Genomic DNA, 19,319 nt, shown 5'->3' with positions numbered 1-19,319 from the left:
GCCGATGGACCATGCCATAGCGGACAGTCACGTCACAGATACGATCAGTCACAGAATGATCAGGAGTCACTGGCCCCCCTACAAAGAGTGCAATGCCGAGCATTCCGCCCATACTTGGACGGATGGAGCCCTCCCCGGACTCCTTGTCCTATTTTGACACGAGGAGGGGCGATGGGCGCAAGAGCCCCGTTAGTGCGGTCCGTCACCCTTGAGGCATTGGCCCGGATCGGGACCTCTGCCCCGGTGCCCGATTCAAGGTCCGGCCAAGCCCGTTCCATGGCTTCCCCATGACCGTTTGCCCGACCGGGCGGACCGGGTAGGAGTGAACGCCTCCCGGCGGAATACGGCGCACCCGGCCCGCGCGCTCAGCTGGCGTGCTGCCGGTCCCGCACCGCGCGCCAGCGCTCCATGAGCCGGGCGTACGCCTCCCCCGCCGCCTCGCCGTCCCCGTCCCGCAGCGCGGCGACCGCCGCCGCCACATCGGCGGCCGAGCGGTCGTCCGCCAACTGCTCCCGGGACATCACGTGGACGAGACCGCCGTAGTCCAGTTCGACCAGTGAACGCGGGTGGAACTCCTCCAGCCACCGCCCCACCTCGACCAGACCTTCGACCACGGGCCCGTCGTCCAGGGTCTCCCGCAGCGTCTTCAGCGCGCGGGCCAGCCGCCGCCTGGCCTGCACCATCGGGGTCCGGTAGCGCAGTACGGGCGCCGGGTCGCCGGCCTCCGGCGACGCGTCGGTGGCGGGGCTCTCCTTCTCGTACAGCCGCTCCTCGTCGGAGAAGAGCGCGAACCAGCCCACCGGGACCTGCCAGCGGGCCGTCCTGATCCACGGCCGCGCGTCCGGGTTCCGGTCCCGCCAGTGCTCGTAGTCCGAGGTGGCCTGAAATCGCACCACCGGCGGGAGCACCGCGTCCAGCAGCGGGGCGGGCAGCGTCCGGCTCAGCTCCTCCAGTGCCAGCCAGCCGCGCAGCCGCGTCCGCCACGGACAGACGCACACCACGCCGTCGACCTCGGTGACGAACGCCTCCCCGCTCTCGTGCACCGGCACGGGCACCGGCGGGGTGGGCAGCAGGTCCGCGAGGGAGCGCCGCAGCTCGTCCTGGGCGCCGGGCGTACGGTCCCGCTTGGCGTAGCGCGCCCAGTGACTCCTCTCCGGTTCGGGGAAGGCCCCCAGCGGCTCGTACACCCGCAGGTAGGACGCGTAAGGGACATGGACAGAAGACACCGCCGGCATGGGCCGCATCGTCCCATGTCCGTCACCCCCGAGGGGGTGATCCTCGGCACTGCGGCTGATCCACGCCCGCGGAGGACTTACCCTCTTGCTTGCCCGACCGGTCGCTCCACCACCCACCGGAGGGACCGACGCCGTTTCTTACTGGGGAGTCACCACCGTGACCGATGTTTCCGGCGCGCACAACGACGTACTGCACACCCTGTTCCGCTCGGAGCAGGGGGGCCATGAGCAGGTCGTGCTCTGCCAGGACCGCGCCAGCGGCCTCAAGGCCGTCATCGCCATCCACTCCACCGCCCTGGGCCCGGCCCTCGGCGGCACCCGCTTCTACCCGTACGCCTCCGAGGAGGAGGCCGTCGCCGACGCGCTGAACCTCTCCCGGGGCATGTCGTACAAGAACGCCCTCGCGGGGCTCGACCACGGCGGCGGCAAGGCGGTGATCATCGGGGACCCCGAGCAGATCAAGAGCGAGGAGCTCCTGCTGGCCTACGGCCGGTTCGTGGCCTCGCTCGGCGGCCGGTACGTCACGGCGTGCGACGTCGGTACGTACGTGGCGGACATGGACGTCGTCGCGCGCACCTGCGCCTGGACCACCGGGCGCTCCCCCGAGAACGGCGGCGCGGGCGACTCCTCCGTCCTGACCGCCTTCGGCGTCTTCCAGGGCATGCGGGCGAGCGCCCAGCACCAGTGGGGCGATCCGTCGCTGCGCGGGCGCCGGGTCGGCATCGCGGGCGTCGGGAAGGTCGGGCACCACCTGGTGGAGCACCTGCTCAAGGACGGCGCCGAGGTCGTGGTCACGGATGTGCGCGAGGCGTCGGTACGCCGGGTGACGGAGGCGCACCCGCAGGTCACCGCCGTGGCCGACACGGAGGCGCTGATCCGCACGGAGGGCCTGGACATCTACGCGCCGTGCGCGCTCGGCGGCGCGCTGGACGACGCGTCCGTGCCCGTGCTCACCGCGGCGATCGTCTGCGGGGCGGCCAACAACCAGCTCGCCCACCCGGGCGTCGAGAAGGACCTCGCCGACCGCCGGATCCTGTACGCGCCCGACTACGTGGTGAACTCGGGCGGGGTCATCCAGGTCGCGGACGAGCTGCACGGCTTCGACTTCGAGCGGTGCCGCGCGAAGGCCGCGAGGATCTTCGACACGACTCTTTCGATCTTCGCACGTGCGAAGGAGGACGGGATTCCGCCGGCCGCGGCGGCCGACCGGATCGCCGAGCACAGGATGGCCGAAGCACGCCACCCCCAAGGCTGATCACCCAGCAGGCCCGAGAAGTCACCGAGCGTGTTCCCCGGCGTGCGGGCGGGGCGGGGAGCGGGCCGGGGGCGGGCGGGGAGACCAGACTCACGCCGGTCGGCGGGTCGCCCCTCCAGAAGAGGTTAAAATCGCTGCTGACCAGCGAGGACGGGGCGTCTCGCCGGCCCTGCACCGGGGCGCGTCATGCGGGCGGCGTACCGTATGGCCGCGGAAGCAGGTACCGTTGAAGCCCTACGGACGGGTGTCTCCGCGGAGAGCTCGTTCTGATTCATGAACGCGTGTCAAGACTCTGGGGCCGTCGAGCCCCGTCACCGAGGGGGTCGAGCCATGGGGCGCGGCCGGGCCAAGGCCAAGCAGACGAAGGTCGCCCGCCAGCTGAAGTACAACAGCGGCGGCACAGACCTGTCGCGTCTGGCCAACGAGCTGGGCGCATCGCCTTCAAGTCAACCGCCGAACGGCGAGCCGTTCGAGGATGACGACGAGGAAGATGACCCGTACGCACAGTACGCGGACCGCTACAACGCGGATCGGTACAACGACGACGAGGACGAGGACGGCGAGTCCGGCCCCTCGGCCCGGCGCCGCGGCGCTTGACGTCGTACATCCCGAGCGTCCGCTCGTCATCAGCATCAGCCCGGTCCGGGGCGCGCAGCCCTGGACCGGGTTCTGTGCTGTCCGCACCAGGTTCCGCACCGGGCTCCGTGCCGGCCGCGCACTCCCGCGCCGGCCGTGGAGTCCATGGAGCCTGTGGAGTCCGGTGGTCGGCGGCGCGGGTCGGCACGTCAGCTCGCGTAGTCGCCGGTCAGCGCCGCTCCGGTGGAGTGGTCCGCGCGCTCGGTGATCTCGCCGGCGATCCACGCCTCCACGCCGCGGTCGGCGAGGGTGGTGAGGGCGGCGTCGGCGGACTCCGCCGGGACGACCGCCATCATGCCCACGCCCATGTTCAGCGTCTTCTCCAGCTCCAGGCGCTCCACCCGGCCCGCGGTGCCGATCACGTCGAAGACCGCGCCGGGCGTCCATGTCGAGCGGTCCACCGTGGCGTGCAGCCCGTCCGGGATCACCCGGGCGAGGTTGGCCGCCAGGCCGCCGCCGGTGATGTGGCTGAACGCGTGCACCTCGGTCGTCCTGGTGAGGGCCAGGCAGTCCAGCGAGTAGATCCTGGTGGGCTCCAGCAGCTCCTCGCCGAGCGTCCGGCCGAACTCGGCGACCTCGCGCTCCAGGGACCAGCCGGCCCGGTCGAAGACCACGTGGCGGACGAGCGAGTACCCGTTCGAGTGAAGTCCTGAGGACGCCATCGCGATGACCGCGTCCCCCGTACGGATACGGTCCGCGCCGAGCAGCCGGTCCGCCTCGACCACGCCCGTACCGGCGCCGGCGACGTCGAAGTCGTCCTCGCCGAGGAGTCCGGGGTGCTCGGCGGTCTCGCCGCCGACCAGGGCGCAGCCGGCCAGCACACAGCCTTCGGCGATGCCCTTGACGATGGCGGCGACCCGCTCGGGGTGGACCTTGCCGACACAGATGTAGTCGGTCATGAAGAGCGGCTCGGCGCCGCAGACGACGAGGTCGTCGACGACCATGCCGACGAGGTCGCGGCCGATCGTGTCGTACACGCCCATCTGGCGGGCGAGGTCGACCTTCGTGCCGACGCCGTCGGTGGCGGAGGCGAGCAGCGGGCGTTCGTAGCGCTTGAGGGCGGAGGCGTCGAAGAGGCCGGCGAACCCGCCGAGGCCGCCGAGGACCTCGGGGCGCTTCGTCTTCCTCACCCACTCCTTCATCAGCTCGACCGCGCGGTCACCGGCTTCGATGTCGACGCCCGCGGCGGCATAGCTGGCACCAGTAGTCGTTTCGGACATGGCTGGGTACTTTCCTGTCGTCGTGAGGTCGTCGAACATCATGCGGAGAGCCCGGGACGGTGCGGCGCGGGCGGCGCTACGGCCTGCGCAGCGCTTCCGACGCGGCGGTGGCGGCCGGTCCCGCCGCCAGCTCGGTCTCCAGGAGCTGCTTGCCGAGCAGCTCGGGGTCGGGAAGCTCCATCGGGTACTCACCGTCGAAGCAGGCCCGGCAGAGGTTGGGCTTGGCGATCGTGGTCGCCTCGATCATCCCGTCGATGGAGATGTACGAGAGCGAGTCGGCGCCCATGGAGACGCCGATCTCCTCGACCGTCATGCCGTTGGCGATCAGCTCCGCGCGGGTGGCGAAGTCGATGCCGAAGAAGCAGGGCCACTTGACCGGCGGGGACGAGATCCGGATGTGGACCTCGGCGGCGCCCGCCTCCCGGAGCATCTTGACGAGGGCGCGCTGGGTGTTGCCGCGGACGATCGAGTCGTCGACGACCACCAGGCGCTTGCCGCGGATGACTTCCTTCAGCGGGTTCAGCTTCAGCCGGATGCCCAGCTGGCGGATGGTCTGGGACGGCTGGATGAAGGTCCGGCCGACGTAGGCGTTCTTGACGAGTCCGGATCCGTACGGGATGCCGCTGGCCTCCGCGTACCCGATCGCGGCGGGGGTGCCGGACTCGGGCGTGGCTATGACCAGATCTGCCTCGACCGGGGCTTCCTTGGCCAGTTTCCGGCCCATCTCGACCCGGGACAGATAGACATTCCGACCGGCGATGTCCGTATCGGGACGGGCCAGGTAGACGTACTCGAAGACGCAGCCCTTGGGCTTCGCTTCCGCGAATCGCTGCGTACGCAGACCGTTCTCGTCGATGGCGATCAGCTCGCCGGGCTCGATCTCGCGGACGAAGGAGGCGCCGCAGATGTCGAGGGCGGCGCCCTCGGAGGCGACGACCCAGCCGCGCTCCAGCCGGCCGAGGACGAGCGGGCGGATGCCCTGCGGGTCGCGGGCGGCGTAGAGGGTGTGCTCGTCCATGAAGACGAACGAGAAGGCGCCCTGGACGTCGGGCAGGATCCTGGCGGCGGCTTCCTCGACCGTGAGGGGCTTGCCGTCGGCGTCCGACTGGCTGGCCAGCAGGGCCGTGACCAGGTCGGTGTCGTTGGTGGCGGCGACCCGGGTCGTCCGGCCGTTCTCCTTGGGCAGGTCCGCGACCATCTCGGCGAGCTGGGCGGTGTTGACCAGATTGCCGTTGTGGCCGAGCGCGATGGAGCCGTGGGCCGTGGCCCGGAAGGTCGGCTGCGCGTTCTCCCACACCGAGGCTCCGGTGGTGGAGTAGCGGGCATGGCCCACCGCGATATGCCCCACGAGGGAGCTGAGGGAGGTTTCGTCGAAGACCTGTGAGACGAGGCCCATGTCCTTGAAAACCAGGATCTTGGACCCGTTGCTCACTGCGATGCCCGCGGACTCCTGTCCACGGTGCTGTAGGGCATACAGTCCGAAATAGGTGAGCTTGGCGACCTCTTCACCCGGGGCCCAGACTCCGAAGACGCCGCAAGCGTCCTGGGGGCCTTTCTCTCCGGGGAGCAGGTCGTGGTTGAGTCGTCCATCACCACGAGGCACGCCACCGAGTGTAGGCGAGATCGACCACTGGTCCGAATTGGGGATGCGGACCGGGGCCCCCGCGGGCCCTTCGGGCTACTTCTCCGGGGTGGCCGCGAGGGCTCCGATCCCCTCCCCTTCGGCGGTCTTGAGGTTGAGGTCCCGGTGGCGCAGCTCATATGTGACCTTGCCCTCCAGCACCTTCTGCACCTGGCGTTCCAGGGTCATCCCGGGTCCGGGGCAGAGCTTGCGGGTGGCGGTGATCCGGCCGAGGGTGAGGGTCGTGTCCGTGACGGTGGCGGGCGCCTTGAAGCGGTTGCAGCCGAGGCTGCCCTCGACGGAGCCGGTGCGCTCGCCGTCCTTTCCGGCCTGAGCTTCCTTACCCAGAGTGATCGTGAAGAACGCCTTGCCCTCGGCGCCCTGCGGCACGGAGGTCGCCGTGTCGTTCTCGGTGAGCGAGCCGACCGTCCACCTGGTCCCGGCGAGGGGCGCGGCGTCCTCGGGCCCCTCGGAGGTCAGCGCGATCGTGTCGCCGTCCGGCGTGGTGAGGGTGAGCTTCTTGTCCTGGACCTTGGCGGTGAGCTTCCCGGCGAACGCGCCGTCGAGCGCCTTCTCGAAGCTCTCCATCTCCTTGTCGCACCCGACCAGCGTGGTCTCCTTCTCACCGACGGTGACGGTGTCGCCCTCGACGGTGACATCCGCGCCGATGCGGTTGCAGCCGGTCTGTGCGCTGGCCCGGCCCTGGGAGCTGATCTCGACGCCGGCGCCGGCGGGCGCGGCGGTCTTCCTGCCGTCCACCGTCACGCTGTCGACGCTCCAGCGGACACCGGTGAGCGGCAGATCGGTCCGTACGGACCCGCCGCCGGCCCGGTTCCCGGTGCCGGATCCGGCACCGGACCCGTCCTTGCTCTCGGTGCCGCAGGCGGTCAGCGCGAGCAGCGCGACCGTGGTGACGGCGGCGATGTGTGTGACGCGAGGGCCGTGGATGATCTTCTGTTTCCGCATACCCGTGGGACGGGACGGGTCACGGTACGGTTCCGCCTCGCCCGTGCGTCTCCCGGCCCGTCACCCCATCAGCGGGAGCAGACCGCCGAGATCCGCCCGCTCCCCGCTCGCGCCGACCCGCGCCGCGTCGATCTCGGTGCGCCAGTCCGTACGGCCGGTGGCCAGCCGGATCCACGTCAGCGGATCGGTCTCCACGACGTTGGGCGGGGTCCCCCGGGTGTGCCGCGGCCCGGCCACGCACTGCACGACGGCGTACGGCGGCACCCGCACCTCGGTGGCCGAACCGGGCGCCTTGACGGCGAGCGCGTCGGCGAGCACCCGGGTGCAGGCGGCGAGGGCCTGCCGGTCGAAGGGCACGGCGAGTCCGGCGGCGCGGTTGAGGTCGTCGGTGTGGACGATCAGCTCGACGGTCCGGGTGACGAGATAGTCCCCGAGCCGCATCGCCCCGAGCCGCATCGCCACCACCCGGTCGTCGTCGGCGCCGGGCAGCAGCGCCTCGATCCGGGCGGCGGTACGGGCGAACAGCTCGTCCGGGGCGGCCGACGCGGCGTACGCGGTGACGCTCCCGGAGATGGCACCGGCGTGCGCGGCGGTGGCGAAGGGCCAGGTGGCGAGGGTGACGGGCGCACCCCGCCGGTCGCGGTCCCGGGTCCGCCCCTCCTGCTCGATGGAGAGGTTGACGGACTCGACCGCCATGCACAGATGCGCGGCCAGTTCCCGCACCCTCCACTCCCCGAGCCCGCTGGGCAGCGCGAGCTGCTCGGGGGTGAGGCGCCCGACCGCCGCGCGGACATTCCCGAACTGGGCCAGAACGGCGGCCCGGATCTTGGCGGAGTCGTAGCTGCGGGCACGCTTCTTGGCAGGGGGCATGGGGCGAGGTTAACGAGGTCGACAGGGTCAGGAGAGCCAGTCGGCGTAGTGGGTGGGGGCGAGGTGCGCGTCCTTGTCGGTGAGGACGTCGCCCTTGACGGCGGCGAACATGCCGGCGGTGGGGTCGGTGACGACCGTACGGCTGCCGCCCTTGCGGGACAGGGTGATACGGCCCACCTCGTCGAGGGAGAAGATCTCGGGACCGGCGATGTTGCGGATGCCGTTCAGCGGGGCGCCCGCGGCGACCTCGGCCACGGCGGCGGCCACGTCCTTGGCGGCGATCGGCTGGATCGGTGTGGCGGGCAGCCGGACGGTGTCGCCGTCGGTGGTCCAGGACATGGTGGCGTCCATGAACTCCATGAACTGCGTCGCCCGGACGATCGAGTACGGGACCGGCCCGGCGGCGAGGAGGTTCTCCTGGAGCACCTTGGCGCGGTAGTAGTCCAGCTCCGGGACCTGCTCCGCGCCGACGATCGAGAGGATGACGAAGTGGCCGGCGCCGCCCCTGCGGGCCGCGGCCAGGAGGTTGTCCATCGAGGTCTGGAAGAAGGCCAGGGAGGCCTCGTCGAACGTCGGGGAGTTCGTCAGATTGACGACGACGTCAGCGCCCGCCACCGCCTCGTCCAGCCCCTGGCCGCTGATGACGTCCACCCCGCTGGACAGCGAGTGCGGTACCGCCTCGTGCCCGGCGGCGTTCAGATTCTTGACGACCTGCGACCCGATGAGCCCGGTACCGCCGATGACTGCGACCTTCATGACATGCCTTTCATTCTTCTTTGTGTTCATTCGTCTTCGTGTGAAATATGACACTTGGGTAGTTATGTGGACAGGGCAACGACCGGCGCACCGGACGGCCGAGGCAGGGTGATGTCAGCGGCCGTCGACGAACGTGACCGTCTCGTCGAGCGGCGCGCGGCCCGTACGGACGTCGCCGCCGGCCGTGACGCACTCGAATCCGATCGACATGCCGCAGAAGAGGATGAGCTCCTCCGGGGGTGACAGGACCGCCGCGACGGTCCTGTGGAACTTCGCCCAGGCCATCTGCGTGCAGCTGTGCAGTCGTTCGGCGCGGAGCAGCAGCATGACGGTCTGCAGATACATGCCGACGTCGGACCACTGGGGCCAGCCCATGTCGCGGTCGATATAGCAGAACAGAGCGGCGGGCGCGCCGAAACAGTCCCAGTTCGCGGAGGCGGCCCGCTGGCGCGCCTCGGTGACCTCCCGCGGAATGCCGAGTGCTCCGTAACGCTGCTCGCCGAAAGCGGATCGGCGCTCGTGGTACGGGGACTTCAGCGCGGGCGGGTACATCTCGTACTCCGCCTCGTCCCAGGAGTCGCCCGCGGCCAGGCGCCCGACGGCGCGCCTCTTGATCTCGGTCAACGGCGCGCCGGTCACCACATAGGCGCGCCACGGCTGGAGGTTCGAACCGGACGGCGCCCAGGCCGCGGCGGACAGCACGCGCTCCAGCACTTCCCTCGGGACGGGCCGGCCGGTGAATCCGCGCACCGCTCGCCGGCTTGTGACCGCCTCGTAGACGTCCATGATCACCCCGCCTCCATCCGCTTCAACGGGTTCGTGGGTTCGTCGTCATCCATCTTCATTACACTCACGACCGTATCATTCGATACCGTATCGTGTGCAACTATTGTTGCGCCCACGAAATCCTCAGCCCCGGCTTCCCGCCCGGGCACCATTCCTTGGAGAACACCCATGACCACGCTGCTGCACATCGACTCGTCCGTGCTTCCGGGCGAGGCGTCCTCGTCCCGTTCGGTCTCGGCCGCCTTCCGCAGGACCTGGGAGGAGCAGCACCCGGAGGGCACGGTGATCTATCGCGACCTGGCCGCCGACCCCGTCCCGCACATCAACGCCGCGGCCTGGACCGCCGGTTTCACCGCCCCCGCCGAGCGCACCCCGGAGCAGTCCGCCGCGTTCGCCGCGCGCGTGAAGCTCATCGAGGAACTGGAGGCGGCGGACGCCGTCCTGATCGGCGCGCCCATGTACAACTTCTCGATACCGTCGACCCTGAAGGCATGGCTGGACAGCGTGTTCCTGCTCGGCCGCACCGCGGGCGGGACCCCCTCCGCCCAGGGCACTCCGGTGATCGTCATCGCCAGCCGTGGCGGCTCCTACGCGCCGGGCACCCCGCGCGAGGGCTACGAGTTCGTACAGAACTATCTGGAGGCCGTCCTCAAGGAAACGCTCGGCCTGGACCTCGACTTCATCGTCCCGGAACTCACCCTGGCCCCCCGCAACCCGGCCATGTCGGAACTGATCCCCCTCTACGAGGCGTCCCGCAAGCGCGCCTTCGAGGAAGCGGCCACCAAGGCCAAGGAACTCGCGGAGCGGCTCGCCGCGGCAGCCGCGGAAGCCGCCGGGACGGGCGCGCGTTAAGCCTCGGGTCCCGCGGGATGCGCCAACCGGGTCAGCAGGGCCGTCAGCTGCTCGGGCTCGCCGGGACCCAGTTCGGCGGCCAGGTGCTCGGCCAGCGGCTCCGCCGCCGCATGGGCCGCGTCGAAGAGTTCGAGCCCCTGAGGCGTGATCTCCACCGCCCGCACCCGCCGGTCCCCCGGCACGGCCCTGCGTACGGCGAGCCCCTTCCGCTCCAGGTCGTCCACGACCCGCATGATCCCCGCCTTGTCCGACCCCGTCGCCGCCGCGAGGTCACGCTGGACCGTGGGCCCGCGGTTGACCAGCACGATCAGCACCGCGAAATGCCGCAGCTCGACGCCGAGCGGCCGAAGCGCCTCCCCCATCACCGCGGCCGCGCGCCAGTGCGCCCGGCGCAGCAGCAGGCCGAGAGCGAAGGGCGAGACATCCCCGGGGCGGTCGGTCGCACGTGAGGCGCTGGTCTGGTGAGGAACTTCGGCGGCCATGAAACCAGACTACTTCACTTAATACAGTATCGATTGAAACTAAATCTGGTTCACGAAGTTCTCGCTGTTCGACGGGACGCCGATGCCCCGCCAGCGGAACGGGATGCCGCGGGCGGCGTTCAGGTCCGGGTGGTCCATGAGCTGGAAGTGGAGGTGCGGCTCGCTGGAGTTGCCCGAGTTCCCGCAGCGGGCCAGGGTCTGCCCGGCCGAGACGCGATCGCCCGCGCCGACCTCCAGCGAGCCCTGCCGGAGGTGGGCGTAGGCCGCGTACGTACCGTTCCCGAGGTCGAGGATCAGGTGGTTGCCGAACATCCGGCGCGCCCCGGCGATGTCCCGCACCACGCTCTCGAAGAGCATCAGATAGACCAGGCCGGCCAGGGAGTTCCTGCTGAGGTGGTCGCGCTGGCCGTCGGAGGCGTGGACGACCGTCGCGTCGGCCACCGCGAGCAGCGGTGCGCCGAAGGCCGGGAAGTCCACGTTGCGGCGGGCGACCGGCCACAGCCACGCGAACGCCGGACGGGACGGCGGCGGCGTGGTGGACGCCGGTCCTGCCGTGCCGGGCGGGCCGGCGTCCGGGCTGAGCGTGCCGGACTCCGGGCCTGGCTCCGCCACGATGTCGATCGCGTACGCCTGTCCGTACCCGTACGTCCCATGGCTCGGCACCTTGTCCGCCGGGCTGTTCACCGCCTGCCAGCGCCCCCTGACCGGCGGGTCCACCTCCACCGCCGGCGGGCGCACCGCGTGCTGGGCGCGGGCCGTCCGCCCTGTCCACACCAGCAGCGCGACCCCGATCCCCGCGGGCAGCCAGATCCACCAGTAGCCGAAGGGCAGGCTGACGTGTGCCCCGACGAAAACCAGGACGCAGAACACCAGCCAGGACAGCCGGGCTCCGGTCATGGCCCGCGCCCGGCTCCGGCGGCCCTTCTCCATCTCACTCACGGACATCGTTTCGTTCCCCCGGTACGTCGATCGGTCATGGGTGGTGACGGAGCTACGGGCCCGCGGCGGTGATCATCACCAGCAGCGGTACGACCCGGGCCGCCGGGATCTCGTACCGTCCCCGGCCCGGCGTGTGCAGCCAGCCCGTGCCGGTCAGTTGGCGCAGGTGGTGGTAGAGCTGGCCGGTGGTGCCGAGTTCGTCCACCTCCGCCAGCTCGGCCGTCGTGCGCCGGCCACCGAGGATCTCGCGCAGCAGGCGGAGCCGTACCGGATGGCCGAGCGCGGCGAAGGACTCCGAGGTCCCCGACCAGTCGGCGGCGAGCAGTCCGTCGGTGAGCGCGCCGTACTGCCACTCGTACCGCTCCCCCGCGGGCAGCCGTACGGAGCCGGTGTAGAGCACTCCCCCGCCCGGCGAACCGGCCCTCGCCAGCTCGGACTTGAGGTGGTGCAGCGCCCAGAGGTCGCCGCCGGGCAGCGGCGGCTCCGCGCCGTCCGCCTCGCCGGCGCCCCGGGCACCGCGTCGGCCCCCGGCCCCGCGATCGCCGTCCGCGCGCTCCAACGCCGTCAGTCTGCGCTCCAGTTCGGCGACGCGCTCCTCAAGCTCCACGCCTCGATACTACGTAACTACGTAATCCTTCGAGAAGGTGGTGCCCGTGCCGCGGCACACGGGAACACGGGAACACAGCTGAGCCCCCGCCCCGGAAACCCGGGACGGGGGCTCAACTCACGTCACGCCTCGCGCGGGCGCTCCAGCGTCAGCAGCAGTCCCTCGACCGCGCCCGGACCGATCCGGCCCTTGACGTCCGCCGCCGTGATGGACTTCAGCGCCCAGCCGTCCTCGGCGTGCTTGTTGAGGATCTTCTCCAGCTTGTCGCCGTCCAGGGCGTCGCCTATGAGCGATTCCCGGAACGTGACGACCTTGTACTCGTACGACATGGTGCCTTCCCCTCCTGGTTGATCCTGGTTGACGCCTGGTCGATCCTGGTCGACGCGTGGTTGACCTGACCGGACGGCGCTCAGGCCAGCAGCGCCGGAATCGTCGCCTCGTGCGCGTCCCTCAGCTCGCCCAGCGGGATGCCGAACTCGCCCTGCACCTCGATCTCCTCGCCGTCCACGACCCCGATCCGGGTCACGGGCAGCCCGCGCGCCCCGCACATGTCGGTGAAGCGGAGCTCCTCGCTGCGCGGTACGGCGACGACCGCGCGGCCCGCCGACTCGCTGAACAGGAGCGTGAAGGCGTCCAGCCCGTCCGGTACGACCAGCCGCGCGCCGTGCCCGCCACGCAGGCAGGACTCCGTCACCGCCTGGATCAGACCGCCGTCGCTCAGGTCGTGCGCCGCGTCGATCATGCCGTCGCGGGACGCCGAGATCAGGATCTCGCCGAGCAGCTTCTCGCGGTCCAGGTCCACGGCCGGCGGCAGCCCGCCCAGGTGGTCGTGGACGACCTGGGACCAGGCCGAACCGCCGAACTCCTCGCGGGTGTCGCCGAGCAGGTAGAGAAGCTGGCCCTGCTCCGCGAAGGCGATCGGCGTACGGCGGTTGACGTCGTCGATCACGCCGAGCACGGCCACGACCGGCGTCGGGTGGATCGCCGTCTCGCCCGTCTGGTTGTAGAGCGAGACATTGCCGCCGGTCACCGGCGTGCCCAACTGAAGGCAGCCGTCGGCCAGTCCGCGCGTCGTCTCGGCGAACTGCCACATCACGGCCGGGTCCTCGGGCGAACCGAAGTTCAGGCAGTCGGAGATCGCGAGCGGGGTGGCGCCGGAGGCTGCCACGTTGCGGTACGCCTCCGCCAGCGCGAGCTGCGCGCCCGTGTACGGGTCGAGCTTCGCGAAGCGGCCGTTGCCGTCCGTCGCCATCGCCACGCCCAGGTTCGACTCCTCGTCGATCCGGACCATGCCGGCGTCCTCGGGCTGCGCCAGCACCGTGTTGCCCTGGACGAAGCGGTCGTACTGGTCGGTGATCCACGCCTTCGACGCCTGGTTCGGCGACGCGACCAGCCGCAGCACCTGCTCGCGCAGCTCGGCCGAGGTGGCCGGGCGGGCCAGCTTGTTCGCGTCGTCCGCCTGGAGGGCGTCCTGCCAGTCGGGGCGCGCGTAGGGCCGCTCGTACACCGGGCCGTCGTGGGCGACGGAGCGCGGCGGTACGTCGACGATCTGCTCGCCGTGCCAGAAGATCTCCAGACGCTCGCCCTCGGTCACCTCACCGATGACCGTGGCGATGACGTCCCACTTCTCGCAGATCTCCATGAAGCGGTCGACCTTGCCGGGCTCGACGACCGCGCACATGCGCTCCTGCGACTCGCTCATGAGGATTTCCTCGGGCGAGAGGGTCGCGTCACGCAGCGGTACGGTGTCCAGCTTGACCCGCATCCCGCCGGAGCCGGCCGACGCCAGCTCGCTCGTCGCGCAGGAGAGGCCGGCGCCGCCGAGGTCCTGGATCCCGGCGACGAGCTTCTCCGCGAAGATCTCCAGGGTGCACTCGATGAGGAGCTTCTCCTGGAAGGGGTCGCCGACCTGGACGGCGGGCCGCTTGGCGGGACCGGTGGACTCGAAGGTCTCGCTGGCCAGCACCGAGACGCCGCCGATGCCGTCGCCGCCCGTGCGGGCGCCGTACAGGATCACCTTGTTGCCCGCGCCGGACGCCTTCGCGAGGTGGATGTCCTCGTGCTTCATCACGCCGATGCAGCCGGCGTTGACGAGCGGGTTGCCCTGGTAGCAGGCGTCGAAGACGACCTCGCCGCCGATGTTCGGCAGGCCGAGGCAGTTGCCGTAACCGCCGATGCCCGCGACGACCCCCGGCAGCACCCGCTTGGTGTCCGGGTGGTCGGCCGCTCCGAAGCGCAGCGGGTCGACGACGGCGACCGGGCGGGCACCCATGGCGAGGATGTCGCGGACGATGCCGCCGACGCCGGTGGCCGCGCCCTGGTAGGGCTCGATGTAGGAGGGATGGTTGTGCGACTCGACCTTGAAGGTGACCGCGTACCCCTGGCCGACGTCCACGACGCCCGCGTTCTCGCCGATGCCGACGAGCATGGCGTCGCTGGCCGGGGCCTTCTCGCCGAACTGCCGCAGGTGGACCTTGCTGCTCTTGTACGAGCAGTGCTCGGACCACATGACGGAGTACATGGCCAGCTCGGCGCCGGTGGGACGGCGCTCCAGGATCTCGCGGATCCGGGCGTACTCGTCCTCCTTGAGGCCGAGTTCCTTCCAGGGCTGCTCGGCGTCGGGGGTACCGGTCGCGTGCTTGACCGTGTCGAGGTTCTTGATGGTCATCAGGCGCTTACCAGCTTCTTCAGGATCGAGGTGAAGAATCCGAGGCCGTCGGTACGGCCCGTACCGATCAGCGGTTCCACGGCGTGCTCGGGGTGCGGCATGAGGCCGACGACATTGCCGGCCGCGTTGGTGACCCCGGCGATGTCGCGCAGCGACCCGTTCGGGTTCCCGTCCAGGTAGCGGAAGGCGACCCGGCCCTCGGCCTCCAGCGCGTCGAGCGTGCGCTCGTCGGCGACGTACCGGCCGTCGATGTTCTTGAGCGGTACGGAGATTTCCTGGCCGGCGGAATAGTCGGCGGTCCAGGCGGTGTCCGCGCTCTCCACCCGCAGTTTCTGATCGCGGCAGATGAAGTGGAGATGGTTGTTACGGAGCATCGCCCCCGGAAGGAGATGCGACTCGGTGAGGATCTGGAAGCCGTTGCAGATGCCGAGAACCGGCATACCGGCCTTCGCCTGCTCAATGATCGTTTCCATCACCGGCGAGAACCGGGAGATGGCACCGGCCCGCAGATAATCGCCGTAACTGAAACCGCCTGCCAGGACAACCGCGTCGACCTGATGGAGATCTTTGTCGCGGTGCCACAGCGATACCGGCTCGGCACCGGCGATACGGACGGCCCGCAGGCTGTCCCGGTCGTCGAGGGTGCCGGGGAAGGTGACGACTCCGATTCGAATGTTACTGCGGCCCGCAGGGCCTCCGTCGGGGGTGGCGGCGGGCGACGGGTGGGCGGTCACTTCGACCCCTCGGCCGTCGCGGTCGCGGCGGCGGCCCCGTCGAGCCCGCCGGCGTCGCCGGCCTCGTCAGCGTCGTCGATCTTCACGACGAAGTCCTCGATGACGGTGTTGGCGAGAAAGGTTTCGGCCATCTCATGGATGCGGGCGAGGGCGGCCTCGTCGACCGGCCCCGCCACCTCCAGCTCGAAACGCTTTCCCTGGCGGACGTCGGCGATCCCCTCGAAGCCCAGGCGGGGCAGTGCGCGCTGCACCGCCTGGCCCTGCGGGTCGAGGATCTCCGGCTTGAGCATGACGTCGACTACGACGCGTGCCACGTGCACTCCCGGTGGTGTGGTGCGGCTGGTTCTCGCTGTTGCGTTCTCCGGGGAATCCCCCAGACCCCCCGAGGTACCTCAGCGTACCCGGCCAGAAAATCTACGCGGGTAGATATGTCCGTTTTCTGGATCCGCGCGAACGGCGGGGCGGCCGGGCCGCCCCGGGACAACGCCGGGAAAAATCCCGGAAAAAAATCTCGCCAGCCATTGCCGCAGGACACGCTGATGTAATTGGCTGGGCTTCACAATGCGGTCTCTTTCGCTGTACAAAGGAATACAGCGGAAAGAAGCATTGCCCCATAAGAGCCGGAAGGCCGGTATCGCAGCACGTCAACACGTTTCCCGCACATGTCGGGCACGTTCGGACGTGAGCGGGTGCCGCAAGAAAGGACCTGAATCCGTGGCGCAGCGCGTAGTGGTCACGCTCTCCGACGACATCGACGGCGGGGATGCGGCGGAAACGGTCGCGTTCGGCCTGGACGGGAAGTCGTACGAGATCGACCTCAATCCCGCCAACGCGAAGAAACTGCGTAAGGCCCTGGCCCCCTTCGTGGCGGCGGGTCGAAAGCAGACAAATGCCAGTAAGCACGGCAAGGTGCGCGCACGTACGGCCTACCGGCACACGGCGCTCGCTCCCGACCCGGCGGCGGTGCGGGCCTGGGCGCAGTCCCACAAGGTGGAGGTGCCGGCGCGCGGCCGGATCCCGAAGCGGGTGTACGAGGCGTTCCACAAGGCGAGTTGAGCGACGGGCGGGCGCGGGCCCCGGAGGCGACGTGGACCGGGCGCGGGCCGGGCGCGGGGCCGGGCGCGGGTTCGTGCTCGATCCGGGCGTGGGCCCGCGCCCGTTCCGTACGCGGTTCACGTCCGTTCCGTACGCGGGTCCGCGCCCGGATCGAGCCCGGCTCACGCCTGGTTCGCACCCGGTTCGTGCCCGGGCTCACGCCGGTCGAGTGACCTGGCTCCGCACCGAGTTGCACAGCACCCCCACTGATCGGCTAGAGTTTGGAGCACGCCGAGGGGCAAGGCCGAAAAGCCGAAGCCCAGGCAGCGTGCGGGTGTAGTTCAGTAGTAGAACGCCCCCTTTCCAAGGGGGAGGCGCAGTGTGCAATTCCTGTCACCCGCTCTACATCACTTCCGGTCCGGCTCAATGGATCAGGTAGAGTGATGGACGCATCGGTCAGCCGGTGCGATGCGGACGTAGCTCAGTTGGTAGAGCGCAACCTTGCCAAGGTTGAGGTCGCCAGTTCGAACCTGGTCGTCCGCTCGTAAGAATGAAGGCCCTGGTCTCCGGACCAGGGCCTTCTTCGTGTCCTCCTCACCTGCTCTCCTCTCCTCTCCTCCTCATGAGCCTCCGCCCACCGCCGCACGTCCCGCGAAATGACAAATGTCATCGGAGACGGTGACAGGGCGCACTGCCGAAGGGCCCGCTCCGCCGGAACCCTGAAGACATGACTCAGGCATCGACGCAGGTTTCGGCTCACCCGCCCCGGGACGACGGCGCCGCACCCGCCCCGGTGATCGACGTGGACGCCCTGCGGCGTACGTACACCGGCGGATTCCACGCGGTCGACGGGATCTCCTTCTCCGTGCCGCGCGGCGAGCTGTTCGCACTGCTCGGGACGAACGGCGCGGGCAAGACGTCCACCGTCGAGCTGCTGGAGGGCCTGGCCCGGCCCAGCGGCGGCACGATCCGGGTGCTGGGGCACGATCCGTACACCGAAAGGGCCGCCGTGCGCCCCCGGGTGGGCGTGATGCTCCAGGAGGGCGGCTTCCCCTCCGACCTGACGGTCACGGAAACCGTGCGGATGTGCGCCGGGTGCACCAGCGGCGCGCGCCCGACCGGTGAGGCGCTGGAACTGGTGGGGATGGGCCACCGGGCGAACGTACGGGTCAAGCAGCTCTCCGGCGGCGAGAAGCGGCGCCTGGACCTGGCGCTCGCGCTGCTCGGGCGGCCCGAGGTGCTCTTCCTGGACGAGCCGACGACGGGGCTGGACGCCGAAGGGCGGCGCGACACCTGGGAGTTGGTGCGGGAGCTGCGGGCGGGCGGCACCACCGTGCTGCTGACCACGCACTACCTGGAGGAGGCGGAGACCCTCGCCGACCGGCTGGCGATCATGCACAGGGGCCGGATCGTGGTCTCCGGCACCCCGGCCGAGGTGACCGCGGCACGGCCCGCGCGGATCCGCTTCACGCTGCCCGCCGGCGTCCCCGCCGGACGGCTCCCCCTGTCGCTGCAGGCGGCGGAGCGCGGCGACGGGCAGATGGAGATCCGCACCCGGCGGCTCCAGCAGGACCTGGGGGAACTCCTGCGCTGGGCCGAGGGGTCGGACGTGGAACTGGCGACGCTGGACGCCCGGTCCGCCTCCCTCGAAGAGGCATTTCTGGATATCGCGTCGGAGCGCGCGGAAACGGGGGACTCACGATGAGCAGGACGGACGGCAGGACCGACGGCAGGACGGACGGCGGAACGGATGCTGGGGCGGATGGTGGGACGGTCGAGGTGATCGATCCACGAATGACGCGTCCGGCAGGCGCGGCGGGCACGGCGGGCACGGCGGAGGACCCGCCCGGCGGGCCGCGGACGACGGCCGCCGGGCGGCTCAAGGCGCTCGGGCGGGCGGAGTACGTCATGCTCGTCCGGAACAGGACGGCGCTCTTCTCCGCGCTGATCGTGCCGGTGGCCATGATCGGGGCGATCAAGGCGTCGCTCAGGGAGGTCGACCTCGACAAGACCGGAATGACCGGCATCGAGGTCGCGATGGCCGGCAGCATCGGCATGGTGCTGATCATGGGGGTGTACGCCAACCTCTCCGCCGCGTACACGGCCCGCCGCGAGGACCTGGTGCTCAAGCGGCTCCGTACGGTCGAGGCGTCCGACCGCGAGATCCTCGCCGGTACGGCACTGCCCGCGGTCGTGCTGGCCTTCGCGCAGTCCTGCCTGATGATCGCGGGCGGGGTGGCGTTCCTGGGGGTGCCCGCGCCGGAGAACCCGCTGCTGCTGCTCGGCGGGCTGCTGGCCGGGCTGCTGCTGCTCACCGCGCTGGCGGCCGCGACCTCGGCGTTCACCCGTACCGTGGAGAGCGCCCAGCTCACCACCATGCCGCTGTTCCTGATCTCGGTGGTGGGCTCCGGTCTCTTCGTACCGCTGGAGGTGCTGCCGGACCGGGTGGCCTCCGTCTGCGAACTGCTGCCCGTGACCGGCGTCATGACCCTGATACGGGCGGGCTGGCTGGGCGGTACGGAGGGGTACGACCTCCTCGGGGCGGCGCTGACCGCCGTGGCCTGGATCGTGCTGGCTGGCTTTGCCGTACAGCGGTGGTTCCGCTGGGAGCCGCGCCGCTGAGAACCGCCGAGGTCCGTCGGGCGCGGGGAAAGGAC

Annotated in this window: 20 protein-coding genes and 2 tRNA genes; 8 read left to right on the top strand and 14 right to left on the bottom strand. The window is 70.4% G+C overall.

Translation table 11 applies throughout. The features are described 5' to 3' along the window. Positions 1 to 365: 365 nt before the first annotated feature. Positions 366 to 1,235, bottom strand: coding sequence for a hypothetical protein (locus ACFXKG_RS06995; RefSeq protein WP_384833556.1), 870 nt, complete (start codon positions 1,233 to 1,235; stop codon positions 366 to 368). Between the two features lie 157 nt (positions 1,236 to 1,392). On the opposite strand from ACFXKG_RS06995, the gene ACFXKG_RS06990 reads away from it, so the two are divergent. Both ACFXKG_RS06990 and ACFXKG_RS06985 read left to right on the top strand, forming a co-directional pair. Beyond that, positions 1,393 to 2,490 (top strand): Leu/Phe/Val dehydrogenase, encoded by a 1,098-nt coding sequence (locus tag ACFXKG_RS06990; protein ID WP_384833553.1) that lies wholly within the window; start codon positions 1,393 to 1,395, stop codon positions 2,488 to 2,490. Between the two features lie 330 nt (positions 2,491 to 2,820). Beyond that, positions 2,821 to 3,087, top strand: a complete 267-nt coding sequence (locus tag ACFXKG_RS06985) for a DUF3073 domain-containing protein (protein ID WP_384833550.1) — start codon at positions 2,821 to 2,823, stop codon at positions 3,085 to 3,087. A 188-nt stretch (positions 3,088 to 3,275) separates the two neighbouring features. Here the strand turns inward: ACFXKG_RS06985 and purM are convergent, their stop codons facing one another. The 6 genes from purM to ACFXKG_RS06955 all read right to left on the bottom strand — a co-directional run bounded on the left by purM (position 3,276) and on the right by ACFXKG_RS06955 (position 9,345). Next, positions 3,276 to 4,346, bottom strand: a complete 1,071-nt coding sequence (gene purM / locus ACFXKG_RS06980) for a phosphoribosylformylglycinamidine cyclo-ligase (protein WP_384833547.1) — start codon at positions 4,344 to 4,346, stop codon at positions 3,276 to 3,278. A gap of 76 nt (positions 4,347 to 4,422) precedes the next feature. Beyond that, complete coding sequence (purF, locus tag ACFXKG_RS06975) at positions 4,423 to 5,949, bottom strand: amidophosphoribosyltransferase (RefSeq protein ID WP_384833544.1); 1,527 nt, start codon at positions 5,947 to 5,949, stop codon at positions 4,423 to 4,425. 75 nt (positions 5,950 to 6,024) lie between these two features. Next, positions 6,025 to 6,933, bottom strand: a complete 909-nt coding sequence (locus ACFXKG_RS06970) for an META domain-containing protein (protein ID WP_384833541.1) — start codon at positions 6,931 to 6,933, stop codon at positions 6,025 to 6,027. 60 nt (positions 6,934 to 6,993) lie between these two features. Continuing rightward, the gene (locus tag ACFXKG_RS06965) at positions 6,994 to 7,803 is read right to left on the bottom strand and encodes a sterol carrier family protein (RefSeq protein ID WP_384833538.1); all 810 of its coding nucleotides are present in this window, start codon (positions 7,801 to 7,803) and stop codon (positions 6,994 to 6,996) included. A 27-nt stretch (positions 7,804 to 7,830) separates the two neighbouring features. Then, positions 7,831 to 8,559: an SDR family oxidoreductase gene (locus ACFXKG_RS06960; protein ID WP_384833535.1), complete on the bottom strand. Its 729-nt coding sequence runs from the start codon at positions 8,557 to 8,559 to the stop codon at positions 7,831 to 7,833. Positions 8,560 to 8,673: 114 nt separating this feature from the next. Next, on the bottom strand, positions 8,674 to 9,345 hold the full coding sequence (locus tag ACFXKG_RS06955; RefSeq protein ID WP_384833532.1) for a nitroreductase: 672 nt from the start codon (positions 9,343 to 9,345) through the stop codon (positions 8,674 to 8,676). Positions 9,346 to 9,513: 168 nt separating this feature from the next. On the opposite strand from ACFXKG_RS06955, the gene ACFXKG_RS06950 reads away from it, so the two are divergent. Continuing rightward, complete coding sequence (locus tag ACFXKG_RS06950; RefSeq protein WP_384833529.1) at positions 9,514 to 10,197, top strand: FMN-dependent NADH-azoreductase; 684 nt, start codon at positions 9,514 to 9,516, stop codon at positions 10,195 to 10,197. Here ACFXKG_RS06950 and ACFXKG_RS06945 read toward each other — a convergent pair. The 7 genes from ACFXKG_RS06945 to purS form a co-directional block, all read right to left on the bottom strand. After that, entirely contained in the window at positions 10,194 to 10,679 is a 486-nt protein-coding gene (locus ACFXKG_RS06945) for a MarR family winged helix-turn-helix transcriptional regulator (RefSeq protein WP_384833526.1), read from the bottom strand. The two genes, ACFXKG_RS06950 and ACFXKG_RS06945, sit on opposite strands and share 4 nt — an antisense overlap. Positions 10,680 to 10,718: 39 nt before the next feature. Further along, on the bottom strand, positions 10,719 to 11,624 hold the full coding sequence (locus ACFXKG_RS06940; RefSeq protein WP_384833523.1) for a murein hydrolase activator EnvC family protein: 906 nt from the start codon (positions 11,622 to 11,624) through the stop codon (positions 10,719 to 10,721). Positions 11,625 to 11,670: 46 nt separating this feature from the next. After that, on the bottom strand, positions 11,671 to 12,225 hold the full coding sequence (locus ACFXKG_RS06935; RefSeq protein ID WP_384833520.1) for an ArsR/SmtB family transcription factor: 555 nt from the start codon (positions 12,223 to 12,225) through the stop codon (positions 11,671 to 11,673). Positions 12,226 to 12,347: 122 nt separating this feature from the next. Further along, positions 12,348 to 12,554 (bottom strand): DUF4177 domain-containing protein, encoded by a 207-nt coding sequence (locus ACFXKG_RS06930; protein ID WP_365810593.1) that lies wholly within the window; start codon positions 12,552 to 12,554, stop codon positions 12,348 to 12,350. An 80-nt stretch (positions 12,555 to 12,634) separates the two neighbouring features. Further along, positions 12,635 to 14,893, bottom strand: coding sequence for a phosphoribosylformylglycinamidine synthase subunit PurL (gene purL, locus ACFXKG_RS06925; protein ID WP_384833517.1), 2,259 nt, complete (start codon positions 14,891 to 14,893; stop codon positions 12,635 to 12,637). Then, positions 14,893 to 15,567: a phosphoribosylformylglycinamidine synthase subunit PurQ gene (purQ, locus tag ACFXKG_RS06920; protein ID WP_384833735.1), complete on the bottom strand. Its 675-nt coding sequence runs from the start codon at positions 15,565 to 15,567 to the stop codon at positions 14,893 to 14,895. The genes purL and purQ overlap by 1 nt, the downstream gene beginning before the upstream one ends. 56 nt (positions 15,568 to 15,623) lie before the next feature. Next, on the bottom strand, positions 15,624 to 15,941 hold the full coding sequence (gene purS, locus ACFXKG_RS06915; RefSeq protein ID WP_384833514.1) for a phosphoribosylformylglycinamidine synthase subunit PurS: 318 nt from the start codon (positions 15,939 to 15,941) through the stop codon (positions 15,624 to 15,626). Positions 15,942 to 16,341: 400 nt separating this feature from the next. Here purS and ACFXKG_RS06910 point away from each other — a divergent pair, with 400 nt between their 5' ends. The 5 genes from ACFXKG_RS06910 to ACFXKG_RS06890 all read left to right on the top strand — a co-directional run bounded on the left by ACFXKG_RS06910 (position 16,342) and on the right by ACFXKG_RS06890 (position 19,284). Then, entirely contained in the window at positions 16,342 to 16,683 is a 342-nt protein-coding gene (locus ACFXKG_RS06910; protein WP_384833511.1) for an Lsr2 family protein, read from the top strand. A 309-nt stretch (positions 16,684 to 16,992) separates the two neighbouring features. Beyond that, positions 16,993 to 17,064: transfer RNA gene (locus tag ACFXKG_RS06905), tRNA-Gly, on the top strand. Between the two features lie 68 nt (positions 17,065 to 17,132). Then, positions 17,133 to 17,205, top strand: a tRNA-Gly gene (locus ACFXKG_RS06900). 184 nt (positions 17,206 to 17,389) lie between these two features. Next, on the top strand, positions 17,390 to 18,367 hold the full coding sequence (locus ACFXKG_RS06895) for an ABC transporter ATP-binding protein (RefSeq protein ID WP_384833508.1): 978 nt from the start codon (positions 17,390 to 17,392) through the stop codon (positions 18,365 to 18,367). An 89-nt stretch (positions 18,368 to 18,456) separates the two neighbouring features. Further along, on the top strand, positions 18,457 to 19,284 hold the full coding sequence (locus ACFXKG_RS06890) for an ABC transporter permease (protein ID WP_384833505.1): 828 nt from the start codon (positions 18,457 to 18,459) through the stop codon (positions 19,282 to 19,284). Positions 19,285 to 19,319 lie beyond the last annotated feature (35 nt).

It is taken from the genome of Streptomyces sp. NPDC059255 (genome assembly GCF_042752355.1).
GTDB lineage: Bacteria > Actinomycetota > Actinomycetes > Streptomycetales > Streptomycetaceae > Streptomyces.
The sequence above is the reverse complement of the archived record's forward strand: the minus strand, read 5'-3'. Positions and strand labels throughout refer to the sequence as shown.

Excerpts from the sequence above, each read along its gene's own strand:
- ACFXKG_RS06945 (WP_384833526.1), bottom strand. The coding sequence starts at position 10,679 with ATGGCCGCCGAAGTTCCTCACCAGACCAGCGCCTCACGTGCGACCGAC.
- ACFXKG_RS06970 (WP_384833541.1), bottom strand. The coding sequence starts at position 6,933 with ATGCGGAAACAGAAGATCATCCACGGCCCTCGCGTCACACACATCGCC.
- ACFXKG_RS06995 (WP_384833556.1), bottom strand. The coding sequence starts at position 1,235 with ATGCCGGCGGTGTCTTCTGTCCATGTCCCTTACGCGTCCTACCTGCGG.
- ACFXKG_RS06940 (WP_384833523.1), bottom strand. The coding sequence starts at position 11,624 with ATGTCCGTGAGTGAGATGGAGAAGGGCCGCCGGAGCCGGGCGCGGGCC.
- purM (WP_384833547.1), bottom strand. The coding sequence starts at position 4,346 with ATGTCCGAAACGACTACTGGTGCCAGCTATGCCGCCGCGGGCGTCGAC.
- ACFXKG_RS06955 (WP_384833532.1), bottom strand. The coding sequence starts at position 9,345 with ATGGACGTCTACGAGGCGGTCACAAGCCGGCGAGCGGTGCGCGGATTC.
- ACFXKG_RS06890 (WP_384833505.1), top strand. The coding sequence starts at position 18,457 with ATGACGCGTCCGGCAGGCGCGGCGGGCACGGCGGGCACGGCGGAGGAC.
- ACFXKG_RS06965 (WP_384833538.1), bottom strand. The coding sequence starts at position 7,803 with ATGCCCCCTGCCAAGAAGCGTGCCCGCAGCTACGACTCCGCCAAGATC.
- purL (WP_384833517.1), bottom strand. The coding sequence starts at position 14,893 with ATGACCATCAAGAACCTCGACACGGTCAAGCACGCGACCGGTACCCCC.
- ACFXKG_RS06960 (WP_384833535.1), bottom strand. The coding sequence starts at position 8,559 with ATGAAGGTCGCAGTCATCGGCGGTACCGGGCTCATCGGGTCGCAGGTC.
- ACFXKG_RS06985 (WP_384833550.1), top strand. The coding sequence starts at position 2,821 with ATGGGGCGCGGCCGGGCCAAGGCCAAGCAGACGAAGGTCGCCCGCCAG.
- ACFXKG_RS06930 (WP_365810593.1), bottom strand. The coding sequence starts at position 12,554 with ATGTCGTACGAGTACAAGGTCGTCACGTTCCGGGAATCGCTCATAGGC.
- ACFXKG_RS06950 (WP_384833529.1), top strand. The coding sequence starts at position 9,514 with ATGACCACGCTGCTGCACATCGACTCGTCCGTGCTTCCGGGCGAGGCG.
- ACFXKG_RS06895 (WP_384833508.1), top strand. The coding sequence starts at position 17,390 with ATGACTCAGGCATCGACGCAGGTTTCGGCTCACCCGCCCCGGGACGAC.